This window comes from Halomonas sp. KM-1, from assembly GCF_000246875.1.
GTDB lineage: Bacteria > Pseudomonadota > Gammaproteobacteria > Pseudomonadales > Halomonadaceae > Halomonas > Halomonas aerodenitrificans.
In genome coordinates this window covers 1-18,111 of the sequence record NZ_BAEU01000117.1, presented here as the reverse complement: position 1 = coordinate 18,111, position 18,111 = coordinate 1, and the positions used below count along the sequence as shown (strand labels likewise).

Genomic DNA, 18,111 nt, shown 5'->3' with positions numbered 1-18,111 from the left:
ATCAGCCCTCCGCCGCCCGGCCCTTCTGCGGGAAGAGTCCGCGGGGGCGCTTTTGAATGAACAGGATGATGAACACCAGCACGATGATCTTGGCCATCACGGCCCCGGCCCAGGGTTCGAGAACCTGATTGATCACGCCCAGCGAGAGGCCCGCCACCAGGGTGCCCCACAGATTGCCGACGCCGCCGAACACCACCACCATGAAGGAGTCGATGATGTAGTTCTGGCCCAGGTTGGGCCCCACGTTGGTGAGCTGGCTGAGCGCAACGCCGGCCAGCCCCGCCACTCCGGAACCCAGGGCAAAGGTGAGAATGTCGACTCGGGTGGCGCGGATGCCCATGGAGCGCGCCATGGCGCGGTTCTGGGTCACCGCCCGCACCTCGAGCCCCAGGCGGGTACGGCGCATGATCAGCATCAGTGCAGCGAACACCACCAGGGCGAAGCCGAGCACATACATACGGTTGAGCGTCAGAGAGAGCGCATCGTTGACGGCGATGGAGCCGCTCATCCACTCCGGTGTGATCACGGTACGGTTGAGCGGTGAAATACCGGTGCGCACCAGTTGCTGCAGGATCAGACTGATGCCGAAGGTGGCCAGGAGCGTTTCCAGCGGCCGCCCTTTCAAGAACTGAATGACGCCGCGCTCGATGGCGATACCCGCCAGCGCCGCGACCATGAACCCGGCGGGAATCGCCAGTATCAGGGCCAGCCCCGGCTGACCGGGTAGCAGTTGCTGCATGGCCCAGGTGGTATAGGCGCCCAGCATGATCAGCTCGCCGTGGGCCATGTTGATCACCCCCATCACCCCGAAGGTGATGGCCAGGCCGATGGCGGCGAGCACCAGCACCGAGCCGAGCGAAAGGCCGAAGTAGAGCGTCTCGGCGGCGCGGTTGACCTTGAGCATCTGTTCGATGCCGTTCAATGCCTCTCGGGCGGCGTCGGCCACGATCGGATCGTCGCCGTTGGTGGCACGGTTGAGGGCCACACGTACCCGGGAGTGCAGGCTGCCTTGCAGATCGTCTATGGCCTCGAGCTCACCCTGTTCGAGACGGTAAATTGCCAGTGCCTGAACCAGGCGTCCGCGCACCCGCGCATCAGGCTCCTCTTCAATTACCTCGGCCAGCGGACCGGCCAGATCGCCATCGACTTCACCCAGCAGACGCTCGGCGGAAGCGCGGCGCAGCCCGACGTCGGCGGCGTAGAGATCGACCACGGCAATGGCACTGCGCAGCTGGTTACGCAGCGCGTTGTTGATGCCGATGCGGTCCAGCTCGCGGCGAGACATCTGGCCCAGCGGCTCACCGCTCAGCGCATCCTGTACCGGCCAGTCACGTCCGGTATTGTCCAGCACCACCACGAAGCGGCCGTCACCGGCGCGCTGCAGGCGGCCGTCGAGCAGCGCCTGCAGCCAGTCGCGGGCGCGGGGATCGTCGCTGTGCACGATGGCATCGATGGCATCGCCCTTGGCGGGAAACGAATCGACATCCAGCGCCTCGAGCAGCGTCATGGCGGCGACATCGTCGTTCGGCGCGGCTTCCTGGGCCGCAGCGGGGGTCGTGATGGAGAGGCCGAGCACCAGCACGAGGCTCAGAGCGAGAGCCAGCAGCCATGAGCCCCGGCTCTGGGAGGTACGTTCATCCTCGGCGGCATCGGTGCCGGCCCTCGCCCCGGCCGTCGCTGGCCCAAGCATGGGGGGGTATCTCATCGGAGCGTTCCTCGGAAACGATGGAGAAGGCGTGCTCCCCCGCTGCACTTGGGCAGCGGGGGGCGGGGTACTGCTTACTCGGCGAGCGCCGCTTCGGCCTCTTCGGCCGCCGTGCTGCCACCACAGCGACCGGTAGCGACATTGAAGTTGCCGCAGCGCATCGGCGCCTGCCAATCGGCCATCAGATCGCGGGAGCCCGGCAGGTAATCGGACCAGGCATCGCCGGCAACCGTGGAGGGCGTCTGCCATACGATGTCGAACTGGCCGTTGTCCTGGATCTCACCGATCAGCACCGGTTTGGTGATGTGGTGGTTGGGCATCATCGCCGCATAGCTGCCGGAGAGATTGGGTACCACCACGCCAATGATGGCGTCCTTGATGGCATCGGGATCGGTGGTGCCTGCCTTGCGTACCGCCTCGGCCCACATGTTGAAGCCGATGTAATGGGCCTCCATCGGATCGTTGGTCACCGCCTCTTCGTCGCCGGTCCACTCGATCCAGGCGTCGATGAAGTCGTAGTTGGCATCGGTGTCCACGCTCATGAAGTAGTTCCAGGCGGCCAGATGGCCGACCAGCGGTGCAGTGTCGACACCGGTCAGTTCCTGCTCACCCACCGAGAAGGCGATGACGGGGATGTCGCCGGCGTCCACGCCCTGGTTGCCCAGCTCACGGTAAAACGGCACGTTGGCGTCGCCGTTGATGGTGGAGACCACCGCGGTGGGCTTGCCCTCGCTGCCGAAGCGACGCACCTCGGCGACGATGTTCTGCCAGTCGCTGTGCCCGAAGGGGGTGTAGTTGATCATGATGTCGTCATCCGCCACGCCGTGCTCTTCCTTGAGGTAGGCCTCGAGGATGCGGTTGGTGGTACGCGGATAAACGTAGTCGGTGCCGAGCAGCGCGAAGCGCTCGATTCCCATCTCGTTGATCAGGTAGTCCACGGCCGGAATGGCCTGCTGGTTGGGGGCCGCCCCGGTGTAGAAGACGTTCTCGGAAGACTCCTCACCCTCGTACTGCACGGGGTAGAACAGCAGACCGTTGAGCTCCTCGAACACCGGCAGCACCGCCTTGCGCGATACCGAGGTCCAGTTGCCGAAGACCACATCCACTTGGTGCTGTTCGAGCAACTCACGAGCCCGCTCGGCGAACAGTGGCCAGTTCGAGGCCGGATCCACCACCACAGCTTCGAGCTGACGTCCCAGCAGACCGCCCTGCTCGTTCTGCTGCGCGATCAGCATCTCCACGGTATCTTTAAGGGTCGATTCGCTGATGGCCATGGTGCCGGATAGCGAGTGCAGGATGCCCACCTTGATGGGGCCTTCCTCGGCCAGGGCCTGACTGGCGGACGCGAGGGAAACCGCTGCCATCAGAGCCAGGGTGGTGGAACGAAACGGGAAAGGCATGATGCGTCGGGAAGCGTTCAAGCGAACCTCCTTGCGCCCTCTGAGGGAGGGACTTGTTGTGAGGGATCATGTGCAGCCGGCATTGGCTACACAGCGCTAGGCATCCTGTCGTTGCAAAGCGTGCGCCATGATGCGGCAAGCTCTAAAAATTCTTTGCGTGACATTTAGTTGCACAAAGCTGCCAAGTAAAAATGAATCACCTACGCACCTCAGACGTGCAGCTTTGGGCGCCATGAACGCGCCGCGACGGAGCGGCTGCACCACCACGAAGCACCATGGCGGTGCAGTGGGAAGAAGCGGAAACGAAAGCGGGGGCGCCGATCGCTCGGCACCCCCGTTTCAAAGGCAGGAAGGTTCGGGTTGTCAGACGCTGCGGCGTGCCATCATGCGCTTGATCAGCGGCAGAGTCAGCGACAGCGCGGCAATGATCAGCAGCCACATGGAAATCGGCTTGTCGATGAAGATCGACCAGTCACCGCCGGAGATCTGCAGCGCCCGGCGCATGGACTCCTCCATGATGTCGCCGAGAATCAGCGCCAAGATCAGCGGAGCGGCCGGGAAGCCGAACAGGCGCATGCCCAGCCCCAACAGGCCGAAGCCGAGCAGGAGCAGCAGATCGAAGACGCTGAAGCTCATGCCGTAGACACCAAGCATGCAGAAGATAAGGATCAGCGACAGCAGCAACGGTCGAGGCATGTCGAGGATCTTGGCGATCAGCGGTATCAGCGGCAGGTTGAGCACCAGCAGGAAAATGTTACCCAGGTACATGCTCGCCACCACGCCCCAGAAGACGTCAGGACGGTCCACCAGCATGGCCGGACCGGGCGATACACCCATCACCAGCAGCGCACCCAGCAGCACCGCGGTAGAGCCGGAGCCGGGCACGCCCAGGGTCAGCAGTGGCACGAAGGAGCCGGTACAAGCCGCGTTGTTGGCCGACTCCGGCGCCGCTACGCCCTTGATGTTGCCCTTGCCGAAGGTGTCTCCATCCTTGGCCAGACGCTTCTCCATGCTATAGCCCAGGAAGGAGCCGATGGTGGCGCCAGCCCCCGGCAGCACACCGGTGAAGAAACCCAGGATCGAGCTACGGCCGATCGGTGCCGCGATCTCCTTCACTTCCGACTTCGACAGCTTGAGCGAGCCGATGGCATTGCGCGGCTGCTCCTTGCCACCACCGCCTCTGAGCAGCATGAAGAACACCTCGGTCAGGGCGAATATACCCAGCGCCACGACCAGGAAGTCGATGCCATCCAGCAAATGCACGGTGCCGAAGGTGAAACGCTCGGTACCGGTCTGCAGGTCGATACCCATGATCGAGATCATCACCCCGACCACGGCAGCGATCAGTCCCTTGATCAGCGACTTGTCGGACAGCGACACCACTGCGGTAAGGCCCAGCACCATCAACGAGAAGTATTCGGCGGGGCCGAAGCTTACCGCTACCCGACCCAGCAACGGCGCCACCAGCATCAGGAAGATGATGGAAACGGTGCCGCCAATGAACGACGCGTAGGCGGCAATGGCCAGCGCCTTGCCCGCCATGCCCTGCTTGGCCATGGGATAGCCGTCGAAGGAGGTCGCCACCGTACCTGCCACGCCAGGGGCATTGAGCAGGATCGACGAGGTCGAGCCGCCGAAGATCGCACCGTAGTAAACCCCCGCCATCAGGATCAGGCCCGAGGACGGCTCCATGCCAAAGGTCAGCGGAATCATCAGCGCCAGGGCGCTGATCGGCCCCAGACCCGGCAGCATGCCGATGATGGTACCGGCAAAGACGCCGGCAAAGACGTAGAGGATATTGATCGGCTCCAGCGCGATGCTGAAGCCGTACATCAGATTATTGAAAGCTTCCATGGGCTCACTCTCCGGCCAGTCAGATCGGCAGCACGCCGGTGGGTAGATAAACGCCCATGATGCGCGTCATGGTCAGATAGAGCCCCAGCACCACGCCCAGCGCCGTGGCCAGATTGACCCAGTGGCGACGGTAGCCGTAGTAAGCCGCCAGCCCGAAGACCAGGGCGACGGAAGTTAACACGAAGCCCACCGGCACCAGCAGCAATGCGTAGAGCGCCAGAGCGATGGCCGTGACCACCACACGCGCCCAGGGCCGCAGCAGCAATGGCTGCTGAAGTTCATTGGGATCCAGCGCTTCCGGCACGTCCTTGGCCTTGGGTTTCTCGAGAAACAGCAGCACCGAAAGCCCCAGCAACGTGAAGCCAAGCACCTTGGGGAAGAGGTCGGAATCGATCGGGCGCGGCAGCGGAAAGGAGGGAATCTGCCAGGCCATGGCCAGATAACCTACCGACAGCAGCGCCAGCAAGAGAGCAATGACCTGGTTGGAGTTGAGTCGTGTCATGGGAGTCGGTCCCGGGCTACCACCGCGTGAGCAGCGCCCAAGTTCTTGGCGTTCGAGAATGCCCGGACCTCGCTAGGCGAGGCCCGGACCCGGGAAGCGAAAATCGCGAAGCGTTGGTGGGTTATTCGCCCAGCAGGCCGAGGTCGCCCAGAATGGTGCTGAACTGCTCTTTCTGCTCATCGAGGAAAGTGCCGAACTCTTCGCTGTCCTGATAGGCATCGATCCAGCCCAACTGGTCGCGAGCCTGCTGCCAGCCGTCAGTCTCGAGCATCTGAGCGAACAGATCTTCGTAGTAGGCGACCGCCTCGGCCGGCATGTCCGGGGTGCCCATCACGCCGCGCCAGATATCGAAGGTGTAATCGATATCCTGCTCCTGGTAGGTCGGCACCTCCGCCAGAGCACCACTCAGACGCTCGGGGGCGGATACGCCCAGCGCGCGGATCTGGCTGTTCTCGCCGAGCTGACCGGAGGCTTCGCCGGCACCAGTGATCACCGCTTGCACGTGGCCGCCCATCAGGCTGGTCATGGCTTCGCCACCGCCAGAGAACGGGATGTAGTTGACGTCGGAAGCGTTCAGACCCGCCGCCGCCGCCAGACCGGCCATGGAGATGTGGTCCATGGAGCCCGGGGCGCTGCCGCCACCGACGCTGAGCTGGGGATTCTGTTCCATGGCTTCGATCAGCGACGGCAGATCCTCGTAGGGAGAGTCGTTGCGCACCAGCACGATGGAGTAATCGGTGATCAGCCTGGCAATAGGCGTGAAGTTGGTGTGGTCGTAGCGGGACGCACCGGCCAGCGGCACCAGAATCATCGGCGGACTGGTGGCGAACAGCTTGTGCGGGTTGCCGCTGTCACGGGCGATCTGGGCCCAGGCCACCGCACCGCCGCCGCCCGGTACGTTGATGGCACCGAAGCTGCGCTCGGCCAGCCCCTCTTCCTGGATGACGCGGGAGGTGGTGCGCACCAAGGTGTCCCAGCCGCCGCCGGGGTTGGCCGGGGCGATGAACTCGATATTGCGGGTCGGGGTCCACTCGTCGGCCTGAGCCGCACTGCTCATGCCCACCACCGCAGCGAGCGGCAGCACGATGGCACTGAAACGGGTGAGGTGTTGCTTGGCAGTCATGGCGTTCTCCTGGATAGGATCTTGTTGTGACAGCGGGTCTGATGCCCACGTACAGGTTGAACGTTAGAAGAACCAGATACGAAGCGGCAAGTTTATGGGCATAAACGATAAATTGTTCGTTGTGAGCATTTTGTTCATTTTGCTCACGGGGCGCCCTACCACCCTCAGCCCTCTTCGCACCAGGCCGCCGCATCACCTACCAGGCGGTAGCGTCTTTCAGGTCTCCCTACATCACCGTAGCCCAGTTCTGCGCCAACTACCTGCACCGACACCAGAAATTCCAGATAGCGTCGTGCAGTGGAACGGCTCGCCCCCATGGCACGTGCCACGTCCATGGCCGCCAGAGGCTTGCCGGCGCTGCCCAGCGCCGCCACCACGGCACGCAACGTCAGACGATCGATGCCCTTGGGCAGGCTACGCGCGGCACTACCCGACGTCCCCTCCGGTCGCAGCCTGGCCAGTACCCGGTCGAGTTCCTCTTGATTGAGCTCGTGACGTGCCGCCAAGGCTTCGCGCTCACGACGAAAGCGAGCCAGCATCTGCGCCATGCGCGCCGCCTCGACCGGCTTGATCAGGTAGTCGAAGATTCCCCCGCGCAGCGCCTCGGAAATGGTATCGACCTCCCTCGCCGCGGTGATCATGACGATATCCACGTGCACATGATCCCGGCGCAGCGCCCATAGCAGTTCCAGCCCTTCCACATCGGGCAGGTAGGCATCCAGCAGCACCAGATGGACCTCTACTGCGTGTTGCGCCATCAGCTCACGCGCTTCGGCGCCACTGCGAGCCATCCCCACGACTCGGAAGCCCTGGCTCTGCTCGATGAAGGCACGATGTATCTCGGCGATGCGAAAATCGTCTTCGATGATCAGGATGCCGTATTCTTCAGGCGTCGAGCCTGCCTCGTACATTCTCTCCCCCATAAATCTTGGCATTATGATAATGGGTGGTCGGCTTGCGCCGGCTGCACGGTGCGACACAGAGAGCGAGAGAGCACCACCGTGAAACAGGCACCGCCCAGTTCGCTTTCCTCCAGCGTGATCGCTCCACCATGTTCGCGACACAGACGATTGACCAGCGCCAGACCGATGCCGCGGTGCTTGCCGGGCTTGGTGGAAAAACCTTCCTTGAAGATCGCCTCGACGTGTTCGGGCGGCACGCCGGGGCCGTTGTCCTCCACTTCGATCAGCACCTGTTCACCGAGATCGGTGAAGAACAGCCGCACCTGCCCCTTTGCCCCACCCTGACGCACCGCATGGAAGGCGTTGTCGATCAGGTTGCCGATCACCGTCATGACGACTTCCTGGCCGGTGAGGGTCAGCGCGGTGGAGAGCGAACTCTGCTCGTCGATCTCGAGATGTACGTCGAGCTCCCGCGCCCGGGTCAGCTTGCCCAGCAGCGTGCCGCTGACCACCGGGTCGGCCACGTGCTTCATCAGGAAAGTCATCTGGGCCTGCTGACGCTCGCTCTCCTGGTGAATCAGGGCCAGGGCGTCTTCGACTCTGTCGAGCTGCAGCATGCCCGAAATGGTGTAGAGCTTGTTGGAATACTCATGGGCCTGGGCGCGCAGCATGTCCACGTCGCGGCTGGCAGCGCTCAGTGCATCGGAGAGCTCGACGATCTCGCGGCGACTGCGGAACGTCGCCACCGCCCCTTCCACTTCGCCGGCGTCGACGATCGGCACCCGGTTCACCACCACGGGATGATCGCCCAGCCACATCTCCTGATCGAACTGCCGCTCGCCCCGCTCCAGCACCTCGGAGAGACGCGAGTTGGGCACCAGCTCCTGGATCGGCCGCCCCAGCACCTCTTCCTCAGGTGGCAGACCGAGGAAGCGCCGGCCCTGCTGATTCACCAGGGTGATCTGCCCTTCGCGGTTCACCGCCAGAATCCCCTCGTGAATCGACTGCAGGATCGCCTCCTTCTCCATCGCCAGCCGCGCGATCTCGTAGGGCTCCAGGCCGAGAATCACCTTCTTCAGATGGCGCGAGAGCAGGTAGGCACCGGCGAAGCCGAACACGATCATCAGCGCCACCAGCCACCACCCCAGGCTGGTGTGCTCGACCACGTCCATGGCCACGCGGTCGAGCATGAAGCCCACCGAGACGATGCCGATGATGTTGCCTTCGGCATCGAATACCGGGGTCTTGCCGCGCATCGCCTTGCCCAGCGAGCCGACCGCCTCGGAGACGTAGGACTCGCCGTGCAGCAGTGCCCGGTCATTGTCGCCGCCGACCATGGACTCGCCCAGGCGCTCCGGCAAGGGATGGGAGTAGCGCAGGCTCTCGGTATTGCCCACCACCACGTAGCGGGCTCCGGTTTCGCGGCGGATGCGTTCGGCGATGGGCTGGATGGTGGCGCTGGGATCGGGGTCGTCGAAAGCGGCGATCAATTCGGGGATGCTGGCCACGCTGAGCGCCACGGCCAACGCGCGCTCGCCCATCTGGTGGCTGATGATCTCGCCCTTGCGATGATTGAGATAGGCGCCCTGGGCCAGCAGCATGGCGGCGAGCAGCACACCTACCAGCAACATCACCTGCAGGCGAAAGCTGCGCGTCAGCCAGTTGCGCCGCGCCCGGCCGCGACGCAGACCTTGTAACTCGGCAATGGATTCACTGCGCGGGGATGACATGAGCGAAGCCCGACGTGAACGAAAGCGTCATTGTCGCATGGCTGGACGGCCGAGGCATCCGCCGGCCGGGCTCGCTCACTCCGGCGTCAGGCGCACGTTCACCACACCGGGTCCGATCATGTCGAGTTCCTCCGCCGCGCGGCGCGAGACGTCGATGACCCTGCCGCGTACGAAGGGGCCGCGGTCGTTGATGCGCACCACCGTCTCACGACCGTTGTCCAGTCGCGTGACGCGCACATGGGTGCCGAACGGCAGGCTGCGGTGGGCCGCCGTCAGTGCATTGCGGTCGTGGCGTTCACCGCTGGCGGTCTGGCGGCCGTGATAGCGGTCGGCATAGAACGATGCCTGGCCCTGCTCACCGTTCCAGCCGGACGGTGCCGAGACGCGCTCGCCCTGCCCGCCGCCGCGCCCGGCACAGCCGGCGATCAGCACGGACATGAACAACACGAGCGCGACTCTCATCATCTCTCTCACCTCGCAGGACGTTCCCAACGAACCGGCCCGACATTAGCTCCAAGCTCGACGACAGGCAAGCACTCAGCCGGCCAGGGTGCGCCGCAGCCTTGGGCTCACCAGCTCACCGAGCAGGGTGACCAGCGCCAGCACGCCCAGCAGCCAGGGCCAGTGCATGCCGAACTCCAGACGCGCGATACCCAACGCATCGACGAAGATCACCAGAATGCCCAGCGGGCTGACGTAGCGCACCATGAACAGCCACAGTGCATGCCAGTGGGCCGAGAGGCCCAGTTCCTCGCGGAAGCTCTCGCTCTTCAGCACGAAGCCGGCCAGCAGCGCCATGCCCAGGCCGCCCAGCGGCATCATCCAGCGCGAGGTGAGGTAGTCCAGCCAGTCGAAGAAGTGGCGGCCGGCCAGGGCCCAGTCCGCCCCCAGATTGAACGACAGCATCGCCAGGGTGCTCACCAGCCACAGCACGAGCCCGGTGCCCCAGGCCGCCGTACGCCGGCTGATGCCCTTGTTGTCCACCAGCCAGGAGACGGTGGCCTCGACCATGGAGATCGACGAGGTCAGCGCCGCCATGGAGAGCATGACGAAGAACAGGATGCCGAACAGCGTGCCCAGCGGCATGGCCTGGAACGCCAGCGGCAGGCTCATGAAGATCAGGCCCGGCCCCTCGCCGGGGTTCATGCCGTTGGCGAAGATGATGGGGAAGATCGCCAGCCCCGCCATCAGCGCCACCAGGGTATCGGCGATTGCCACACTGAAGGTGGTGCGTGCGATGGAGGTACGCGACGGCAGATAGCTGCCGTAGGTGAGGATGGCCCCCGAGGCCAGCGACAGGGTGAAGAACGCATGGCCCAGGGCGGCCAGCATGCCGTCGCTGGTCAAGCTGCCGGCGTTGAACGAGAACAGGAAACGCCAGGCCTCGCCGAAGCCGCCGGAGAAGATGCCGTAACCGATCAGTATCAGCAGCATGATGACCATACCCGGCATCATCCAGCTGACGCTGCGCTCGATGCCCGCCTGTACCCCCTTGCCCACGATCAGCATGGTCAGCAGCGTCACCAGGGTGCTCCAGAACCCGAGGTTGAAGGGGTTCTCGTTATTGGCGACGAAGATCGCCACCATGTCGTCCACGCCACTGCCGATGAGCTGGCCGGTCACCATCTTCCACAGATAGGAGAACGACCAGCCGGCCACCACCACGTAGAAGGAAAGAATCATGAAGCCGGCCAGCATCGCCATCCAACCCAGCAACGACCACAGCGGCGAACGCCCCGACTCCGTCACCACGCGGCGTACCGCATCGATGGGGCTGCCGCGGCCGCGCCGACCGAAAGCGATTTCGGTCATCATAACCGGCACGCCCACCGCCAGGATGCAGGCCAGATAGACCAGCACGAAAGCGCCGCCGCCGTGCTCGCCGGTGATATAGGGAAACTTCCAGATATTGCCCAGGCCGACGGCAGAGCCGGTCGCCGCCAGCACGAAGCCCCAGCGGCCCAGCCACTGAGCGCGAGGTTGTTGGGTAGTCGTCATCGTGTCACCAGGGGGAGTTGTTATCGCGCGGACGCAGCAATATGCCCGCCATATTGTCAGGTTTGCAACGTCATTTATTGTCTAGCATTGTAATTCCATGACATCTGCCTGAGGACAGATAAAAAAACGGCTCCCGTCCGATGGGGCGGGAGCCGTGGCGTGGATCAGTCGGCCTTGAGAACGCCGCGCCGGATCTGATCCTCTTCGATGGATTCGAACAGGGCTTTGAAGTTGCCCTCGCCGAAACCGTCATTGCCCTTGCGCTGGATGATCTCGAAGAAGATCGGACCGATCACGGTCTCGGTGAAGATCTGCAGCAGTACGCCTTCGTCCGGACCGCCGTCGATCAGCAGGCTCAGCTCGCGCAGGTCCTCGACGTTCTCTTCGTGGTTGGGCACGCGAGAATCGACCTTCTCATAGTAGGTGTCCGGGGTGGTGAGGAAGGTCACGCCGTTGGCGCGCAGGCCGCGCACCGTGGCATAGATGTCGTCGGTGGCCATGGCCAGGTGCTGGATGCCCTCGCCGTTGTACTCGCGCAGGAATTCGGCGATCTGCGAGGTGTCGTCGGCGGACTCGTTGATCGGAATATGCATCTTGCCGCAGGGCGCGGTCATGGCACGGGAGTGCAGGCCAGTCTTCTTGCCCTTGATGTCGAAGTAGCGGTTCTCGCGGAAGTTGGCGATCTCGGTGTAGAAATCGGCCCACACGTCCATCTGGCCGCGGTCGACGTTGTGGGTTAGGTGATCAAGCACCTTCAGGCCCACGCTGTTGTCGTTGGGCGAACGGCCGGGAATCGGCTCGAAGTCGATGTCGTAGATGGTGCGTCCTTCGCTGTCGACCTTGTTGTCGACGAAGTAGAGCAGCGAGCCACCGATGCCGCGCACCGCGGGAATGCCCACCTCACCGGGGCCGATCGGGTTCTCCACCGCCTCGGCACCGTGGGCCAGGGCGTATTCGAAGGCCTGCTTGGCATCGGCCACCTTCCAAGCCATGGCGCAGGCACAGGGGCCGTGCACCTTGGCAAACTCGGCAGCATGGCTGTCGGGCTCGGCGTTGAGCACGAAGTTGACGTTCTCCTGCTGGAACAGGAACACCTGCTTGGAGCGGTGCTTGCGCGTCTCGGTGAAGCCCATGCGATTGAACAGCGCACGCAGTTCCTCGATACCTTCGGCGCTGGGGGCGCTGTACTCGACGAACTCGAAGCCGTTGGTACCGATCGGATTGTCTTGTGAAATCGGTGAAACGGTCTTGGCGGGTGCGTTCATTGTTTCCTCCAGGGGGTGGACATTGTTGTGCAAGCGCAGTGTCTGCGTCGGGTTCGGCACCCCTCGAGGTGCCGACTGGTGACTCCAGACTAGTGCGCGCCCTCTCCCCGAGAAACGCCCGGCGAGCGCCTTTGGCAGCGCCCGCTGGGGATAACTCGCCTGCGCCATGTAAAAGAACCCTTACAGCCGATCCAGGTGCGGCGACAGCGCACTTCGGGCGGTGCGATATCGTGACAGGGCGTAAAGCCCTCTTTACACCGGAGCCACTAAGGCATCATGGAGCCACTCGCCAACCTCCACGCCACCCAGGCCAGAATGAGCCCGATCACCAGGTCGATGGCGCGCCACACTCGCGGACTGGCCAGCCGTGGCGCCAGCCAACCCGCTGCCGCGGCCAGACCGAAGAACCAGCCGAATGAAGCCATCGCCGCACCGATGAAGAAACCCAGCGGACTCGGCTGCACCGCGCCGATGGCGCCGAGCAGTACCACCGTTTCGAGATAGACCTGCGGATTGAGCAGGGTCACCGCCAGCGTTGCCGCCAGAGCGGCCTGCCACGACTGGATGCCGCCGCCACCCGCTACCAGCGCCTGGCCGATGAAGACCCGACGAAACGCTAGCGATGCCTGCCAGGCCAGGAAGGCGGCACCGGCCCAACGCGCCACTTCCATCAGCGTCTCCTGCTGGGCGATCAATATGCCCAGGCCCAGCACGCCGACACCGACCAGCAGCCAGTCGCACAGTGCACAGACCCCGGCCACCAGCCAGGCATGCTGCCGGCGCAGGCTCTGCTGCAGCACGAAGGCATTCTGGGCACCGATGGCGACGATCAGCCCGGCGCAGATCAGCAACCCGTTGAGCCATGACAACCACATCGTTTTTTCTCCCTGGCAAGTCGATGCCGCCAAGGCTAAGCTCTCTGCCATAATTAGAGAAATGAATAAAACAACTAGGGAATAAGCATTACTGATGCTCGACTACAAACTGCTCGAGGCGCTGGTGGCGGTGATCGATCAAGGCGGTTTCGAACGCGGCGCGCGATATCTGGGGCTCACGCAATCAGCGGTGTCGCAGCGTATCAAGCTGCTCGAGGCGCGCCTGGGCCAGCCGGTGCTGGTGCGCAGCCCACGCCTCGCGCCCACCCCGCTGGGGCGGAAGCTGCTCAACCATGCCCAGCAGGTACTGCTGCTGGAAGGCGACCTGCTCGGCGAGGTGCCGGCGCTCGGCAGCGGCGAGCAGCGCCTGCGCCTGGCGATCAACGCCGACAGCCTGGCTACCTGGTGGCCGGAGGCCATCGGACGCTTCTGCGAGCGTCATCCCGTGCTGTTCGATCTGGTAGTGGAGGATCAGGAGGTGGCGTTAAAGCGCATGCGCGACGGTGACGTGGCCGGCTGCATCTGCGACTCGCCCACGCCAGTGCAAGGCGCACGCAGCCACCCACTCGGCAGCATGCGCTATCGCGCCCTGGCCAGCCCCAGCTTCGTGGCACGCCATTTCGGCGATGGCGTAACCCCGGAGGCGCTGCGCCGGGCGCCGGCCATCGTGTTCGGCCCCGACGACCGCCTGCAACATCGCTACCTGGCCATGCACGGTGTGGAGCCGCCCTTCCCCCATCACCTCTGCCCTTCTTCGGAGGGTTTCGTCGGCCTGGCCCTGGCCGGACTCGGCTACGGCATGGTGCCGGAGCGTCAGGCCCAGCGCGAACTGAGCGAGGGCCGGCTGCAGGAGATCGACGCGGGACCACACCTGGCCGAGGGCCGGCTGATCGATCTCTCGCCGGGCCAGGTGATCGACGTGCCGCTCTACTGGCACCACTGGCGCCAGGGCGGCAAGGTGCTCGACACCCTCACCGACCACCTGCTGCGCCTCGGCGATGCCTGGCTTACGCCGCTCTCCAAGATATAAGCGCCACGGTCTGCACGGCGAGGAACGAAGCGCTCAACCGTTACGCAGCTTGGTCTCGACACTCGAAACCTTGTCGGCCATGGACTGCTCGCGGTCGGTGCGGGTACCCAGCTTGATGGTGGTGGTGATACGCGGCGCACCCATCTCGTGCACCACCTCGTGGCAGCGCTTGACCACCGCCATCACCTCATCCCACGGCCCCTCGATGTTGGTGCCGTAGGCGTGCATGTTGTGTTCCAGGCCCGAGGCCTCGATCACCCGCTGACAGGCGGCGATCTGCGGCGAGACCGACACGCCCACTCCCAGCGGGACGACGCAGAGATCGATGATGACGTGCATGGCAAGACGCTCCTTCTACAATTCACCAAATCAAGATATTCGTAACCGGCACATCAATGAGCACGACAGGACATCACTGGCACTCTGTCATACAGTCTTGTCATCTGGTGGGCGGATGTAAACGTGATCGAGGCTTTCCTCAGGGAAAGCAAAACTTCCCGGCCGCCAGAAGCGAGCTTCCACGCTGCCATGGGCTAGCACAGGAGCCTCAAGATTGATTTCTCCCTGACTTTGGTCCTCGCGTCCGAAATCAAGAAGCAACGAGGCAAGTTCACATAACCCCTCAGGCGTTGTCGCTACGATGAGCTGATCGGCTTCGGCACGCCTGCGCCGATGGCGTGCCTCTTGGTCCGACCAACCGAAATAGAAGCCGGGAAAGTCGATTTCCTCCAGTGCTCGCGAATCATGACTCAACGGGTGGCGATCGACCTCCTTGGGGCTGTATTTGAAGGAGATATAGCGAGGTGGAGCTTCAGTCTTGAGAAAGTAATGGCGATGATGAACCATGCGGTCGCATATCACGTATAACTGTTTTAGAGAATTTCGAGGGTGGGTCAAATTCAACCCCGCCCACTCCCTGCCACTGAAGAGCAGATGCAGCAGCCACAACCCCATTTTCTGCCAGCTTTCCGGCAGCCCATACCACTCCACCGAGGGGTAATTCAGCAAAATCTCGAATGGCGACTCATCATCTTCCCCAGCCGCACCGGCGAAACCAAGGGAGCGTTGACGAAACGGATCGAGAAGAAGCCCATCGAAGTCAACTTGGTTAGCCAAACTCGCAGAAAACTGTGAAGGCTCAAACCGGTAGCTATCCTTCGTCGGTGGGCACTTCAACATATCGAGCAATGCAGTATATGCATTATTCACTCACCAGCCTCCCCTTCTCCATACGCCTGCATTCCCACCCCCAGCACTGCACCTCATAGTATTATTTATTTATGCTTATCGGAGTACCATTGGGGACGAGTGACCATATTTCCCGCATCTCCCGATTGGTAACCGCTATGCAGCCATCCGTCCAGTCCCAGTAGCGGTGCAGCCTTCCAAGCCAGCCCCAACCATTCAGTATGCCGTGGATCATGATGTTGCCACCCGGGGAGACACCGAGCTCATGCGCTACCGCTCGATCATGTTCGTTGGGATAGGAGACATGCAGTGAGAGATGGGCAATCGAGCGTGGGTTACGCCAGTCGATGATGTATTCACCTTCGGGCGTACGTTGATCGCCCTCTTGTTGCTTGTGTCCTTCCGGGCTGGCACCAAGCGCAATGCGGTATTCCGCAATGACCTCTCCTTCCCGCAGCAGCCGCATGACACGCTCGGACTTGATGACCTGGACGGCGTCCGCACGCTGACTGGGCGGCGCCATGTCAGGCACGGTTGGCGGGAAAAATCGCGGCGCCGCCTTGCCGTAGAGGCTGAAACCTAAGAACAGGACGACCAGCAAGCCGCCCATATACAGCAAGGTGCGCAACATGACATGCCCCTTTTTTATTGGCCAGGGAGTTCGCCTGAACCATTCCCTCACCACCACTCGCGTCGTTCTTAGTCGCTCCCGTTCGAGCCAGGCCAGGGCTTTCCTGGCCTGGCTCGTTCAGCAGAGAGCCGGTTCGCTTTACTCCTGGGTCGCCGGCTCGCTGACGTGGATGCCGAACAGGCTGGCCTCGCCGACGCTGCGGCCCAGCGATTCCGGCGCGGCGATACGGCCATCGCGCACCATCACGTGGCCGCCCTGCCCCTGAGCGCCGCCGATCACGCTGCCCACCAGGTAGGTGGGGAAGATGTCGGGGTCGTTCTCGTAGTTGGGGTTGTGGATCAGGCCGATCATCTGGAAGCGGCCGCGGGTGTTGCGCAGCGACTCCAGCGAGTCCTGGATCAGGCGGCGGTGCGAGAGCTTGGAGAACAAGCCGTCGAGCAGGATCACGCTCTCGCGGCTGGTGCGGGCGCGGCGACGGTGATGCCCCGGCAGTTCGCGCAGCTCGCGCTCGATGGCGAACTCGGAGAGCTTGACCAGCCACATCAGCGATACCGCCTCGCGCTGGCCCTCCGACATCTCCTCGTTGAGCGAGAACAGCCGCCCGTGAGGACGGATGGCGTCGTGCTTGAGGCGGATCGCCACGTCGTGGAACAACCCGCGGTAGATGCGCCGGCGGATCTGGCGCAGCAGGTCGTCGTCGCGGCGGCGTGCCTCACCGTCGACCATGCCACCGTCGCGCTCGGCGCGGCGGCGCATGGCGGCCTGGTGCTCGTCGATGTCGGCCAGCAGCGTGGCGATCAGCTCGCGCAGCTGGTCGGGGCCGATCAGCGAGGCCTTGACCTCGAAGAAGGCGCCGCCCTCGCCGCTGCTCTTGGCCACGCGTTTGAGGATGTCGAGGTTGCCGGCGGCATCCGAGATGATCGAGCTGAGACGCTCCACCAGGGTGCCTTCGATCTGCTCGCGAGAGGCATGCAACCGTTCGACCCGTATCTTGTGGTCGTCGAGCTGACCGGCAAGCTGGTCGTGCAGGCGCGAGAGATCGTCCAGCGCCTCGGCGTTGGCATGCGTCAGCCCGGCCAGGCGGGCGCGCTCGGTGTCGCTGAACATGCGGCTGTGTGCTGCTTCGGCCAGGGCCTCGGCCAGCTTGCGCTCGCCGCCCTCGACCTGGCGCGCCTGGCGTTCGCGGTTGCGCGCCTGCTCGCCCAGGTTGAGTTCGCCCAAGGCATCGACCAGGGTCTGCTGACAGGCTTCCAGCGCTTCGATGTCGAGCTCGCCCTGCCTTTCGCTTGCGACCATGTCGTGCCAGGCATCGAGGGCGGCATTGCGCGCCGCGTGCTCGTCCGCCTCTCCGGGCCAGCGGCTGGCTTCGGCGAGATCGACCAGTGCCGCCAGACGCCGCGGCCAGCCCTCGGGCAGGTCGCGCAGCACCCGCAGCCACTCCACCGCCAGCTGATCGATGCAGGCCAGCGCCCGGCGCTGCTCGGCCAGGCGTGCTTCCAGGGCGTCGCGCTCTTCCCCACGGGCCTTGCGCGTCTCGCGCAGCTCACCCAGCTCGCGCCGCACCCGGGCGATCTCGCGCTCGAGCTTCTGGCTGCCGCCGGCGGCATCGCGCACCTCCAGATAGGCGCGAATGCGGGTGAAGTCGAAGTCGGCACGGCGGGTCGCCCGAGCCTGAGCGGCCTCCAGTTCCTCCTGCATCTCGGCGGCAGTGGCCATGAAATCGACGCCGCCCTCGGCTTCGAAACGCGCCAGGGCGCGCAGGCGGTCGCGCTCGCCGTCGCTGAAGATGCCGCGCAGTTGGGCCTCGCTCTCTTCGACCTGACGCTTGAGCGTCTCGCGCTGCTCCTCGGCGGCGGCCAGTCGCTCACTCGCCTCGCTCAGGTGCCGCTCGAGTTCGGCTCGCGATAT

The 18,111-nt window shown here is 63.9% G+C and carries 15 protein-coding genes and 1 pseudogene; 1 reads left to right on the top strand and 15 read right to left on the bottom strand.

Annotated features, from left to right (window positions below; genetic code table 11):
- Window position 1: 1 nt before the first annotated feature.
- The 11 genes from urtB to B8115_RS13080 all read right to left on the bottom strand — a co-directional run bounded on the left by urtB (window position 2) and on the right by B8115_RS13080 (window position 13,354).
- Window positions 2-1,705 carry an urea ABC transporter permease subunit UrtB gene (gene urtB, locus B8115_RS13130; protein WP_234254598.1) on the bottom strand — a complete coding sequence of 568 codons (1,704 nt, stop codon included), beginning with the start codon at window positions 1,703-1,705 and terminating at the stop codon, window positions 2-4.
- A 74-nt stretch (window positions 1,706-1,779) separates the two neighbouring features.
- Window positions 1,780-3,069 (bottom strand): urea ABC transporter substrate-binding protein, encoded by a 1,290-nt coding sequence (urtA, locus tag B8115_RS13125; protein WP_370542920.1) that lies wholly within the window; start codon window positions 3,067-3,069, stop codon window positions 1,780-1,782.
- Between the two features lie 399 nt (window positions 3,070-3,468).
- The gene (locus tag B8115_RS13120; RefSeq protein WP_010628268.1) at window positions 3,469-4,959 is read right to left on the bottom strand and encodes a tripartite tricarboxylate transporter permease; all 1,491 of its coding nucleotides are present in this window, start codon (window positions 4,957-4,959) and stop codon (window positions 3,469-3,471) included.
- A 19-nt stretch (window positions 4,960-4,978) separates the two neighbouring features.
- Window positions 4,979-5,461 carry a tripartite tricarboxylate transporter TctB family protein gene (locus tag B8115_RS13115; protein WP_010628267.1) on the bottom strand — a complete coding sequence of 161 codons (483 nt, stop codon included), beginning with the start codon at window positions 5,459-5,461 and terminating at the stop codon, window positions 4,979-4,981.
- Window positions 5,462-5,582: 121 nt separating this feature from the next.
- Window positions 5,583-6,584: a tripartite tricarboxylate transporter substrate binding protein gene (locus B8115_RS13110; protein ID WP_010628266.1), complete on the bottom strand. Its 1,002-nt coding sequence runs from the start codon at window positions 6,582-6,584 to the stop codon at window positions 5,583-5,585.
- A gap of 164 nt (window positions 6,585-6,748) precedes the next feature.
- Window positions 6,749-7,495: a response regulator gene (locus B8115_RS13105; protein WP_010628265.1), complete on the bottom strand. Its 747-nt coding sequence runs from the start codon at window positions 7,493-7,495 to the stop codon at window positions 6,749-6,751.
- A 23-nt stretch (window positions 7,496-7,518) separates the two neighbouring features.
- Window positions 7,519-9,216 (bottom strand): sensor histidine kinase, encoded by a 1,698-nt coding sequence (locus B8115_RS13100; RefSeq protein ID WP_010628264.1) that lies wholly within the window; start codon window positions 9,214-9,216, stop codon window positions 7,519-7,521.
- Window positions 9,217-9,291: 75 nt separating this feature from the next.
- Window positions 9,292-9,681: a septal ring lytic transglycosylase RlpA family protein gene (locus tag B8115_RS13095; RefSeq protein WP_010628263.1), complete on the bottom strand. Its 390-nt coding sequence runs from the start codon at window positions 9,679-9,681 to the stop codon at window positions 9,292-9,294.
- Between the two features lie 72 nt (window positions 9,682-9,753).
- Complete coding sequence (locus B8115_RS13090) at window positions 9,754-11,214, bottom strand: sodium-dependent transporter (protein ID WP_010628262.1); 1,461 nt, start codon at window positions 11,212-11,214, stop codon at window positions 9,754-9,756.
- A gap of 164 nt (window positions 11,215-11,378) precedes the next feature.
- The gene (gene hppD, locus B8115_RS13085) at window positions 11,379-12,479 is read right to left on the bottom strand and encodes a 4-hydroxyphenylpyruvate dioxygenase (RefSeq protein ID WP_010628261.1); all 1,101 of its coding nucleotides are present in this window, start codon (window positions 12,477-12,479) and stop codon (window positions 11,379-11,381) included.
- A gap of 266 nt (window positions 12,480-12,745) precedes the next feature.
- On the bottom strand, window positions 12,746-13,354 hold the full coding sequence (locus B8115_RS13080) for a LysE/ArgO family amino acid transporter (protein WP_010628260.1): 609 nt from the start codon (window positions 13,352-13,354) through the stop codon (window positions 12,746-12,748).
- A 94-nt stretch (window positions 13,355-13,448) separates the two neighbouring features.
- Between B8115_RS13080 and B8115_RS13075 the strand changes: the two genes are divergently transcribed.
- Window positions 13,449-14,384 (top strand): LysR family transcriptional regulator ArgP, encoded by a 936-nt coding sequence (locus B8115_RS13075; protein WP_010628259.1) that lies wholly within the window; start codon window positions 13,449-13,451, stop codon window positions 14,382-14,384.
- 33 nt (window positions 14,385-14,417) lie between these two features.
- Here B8115_RS13075 and B8115_RS13070 read toward each other — a convergent pair whose 3' ends face one another.
- The 4 genes and pseudogenes from B8115_RS13070 to B8115_RS13055 all read right to left on the bottom strand — a co-directional run.
- Window positions 14,418-14,723, bottom strand: a complete 306-nt coding sequence (locus B8115_RS13070; RefSeq protein ID WP_010628258.1) for an MTH1187 family thiamine-binding protein — start codon at window positions 14,721-14,723, stop codon at window positions 14,418-14,420.
- Between the two features lie 87 nt (window positions 14,724-14,810).
- A complete protein-coding gene (locus B8115_RS13065; RefSeq protein WP_141638589.1) occupies window positions 14,811-15,593 on the bottom strand; it encodes a hypothetical protein in 783 nt (260 codons plus the stop codon).
- A 61-nt stretch (window positions 15,594-15,654) separates the two neighbouring features.
- Window positions 15,655-16,203 (bottom strand): murein L,D-transpeptidase family protein, encoded by a 549-nt coding sequence (locus B8115_RS13060; RefSeq protein ID WP_010628256.1) that lies wholly within the window; start codon window positions 16,201-16,203, stop codon window positions 15,655-15,657.
- A 138-nt stretch (window positions 16,204-16,341) separates the two neighbouring features.
- A pseudogene (locus B8115_RS13055) lies at window positions 16,342-18,111 on the bottom strand (hypothetical protein); the annotation flags it as partial.

Coding starts and splice junctions, on each gene's coding strand:
- urtB (WP_234254598.1), bottom strand. CDS start 1,705: ATGAGATACCCCCCCATGCTTGGGCCAGCGACGGCCGGGGCGAGGGCC.
- urtA (WP_370542920.1), bottom strand. CDS start 3,069: ATGGCAGCGGTTTCCCTCGCGTCCGCCAGTCAGGCCCTGGCCGAGGAA.
- B8115_RS13120 (WP_010628268.1), bottom strand. CDS start 4,959: ATGGAAGCTTTCAATAATCTGATGTACGGCTTCAGCATCGCGCTGGAG.
- B8115_RS13115 (WP_010628267.1), bottom strand. CDS start 5,461: ATGACACGACTCAACTCCAACCAGGTCATTGCTCTCTTGCTGGCGCTG.
- B8115_RS13110 (WP_010628266.1), bottom strand. CDS start 6,584: ATGACTGCCAAGCAACACCTCACCCGTTTCAGTGCCATCGTGCTGCCG.
- B8115_RS13105 (WP_010628265.1), bottom strand. CDS start 7,495: ATGTACGAGGCAGGCTCGACGCCTGAAGAATACGGCATCCTGATCATC.
- B8115_RS13100 (WP_010628264.1), bottom strand. CDS start 9,216: ATGTCATCCCCGCGCAGTGAATCCATTGCCGAGTTACAAGGTCTGCGT.
- B8115_RS13095 (WP_010628263.1), bottom strand. CDS start 9,681: ATGATGAGAGTCGCGCTCGTGTTGTTCATGTCCGTGCTGATCGCCGGC.
- B8115_RS13090 (WP_010628262.1), bottom strand. CDS start 11,214: ATGACGACTACCCAACAACCTCGCGCTCAGTGGCTGGGCCGCTGGGGC.
- hppD (WP_010628261.1), bottom strand. CDS start 12,479: ATGAACGCACCCGCCAAGACCGTTTCACCGATTTCACAAGACAATCCG.
- B8115_RS13080 (WP_010628260.1), bottom strand. CDS start 13,354: ATGTGGTTGTCATGGCTCAACGGGTTGCTGATCTGCGCCGGGCTGATC.
- B8115_RS13075 (WP_010628259.1), top strand. CDS start 13,449: ATGCTCGACTACAAACTGCTCGAGGCGCTGGTGGCGGTGATCGATCAA.
- B8115_RS13070 (WP_010628258.1), bottom strand. CDS start 14,723: ATGCACGTCATCATCGATCTCTGCGTCGTCCCGCTGGGAGTGGGCGTG.
- B8115_RS13060 (WP_010628256.1), bottom strand. CDS start 16,203: ATGTTGCGCACCTTGCTGTATATGGGCGGCTTGCTGGTCGTCCTGTTC.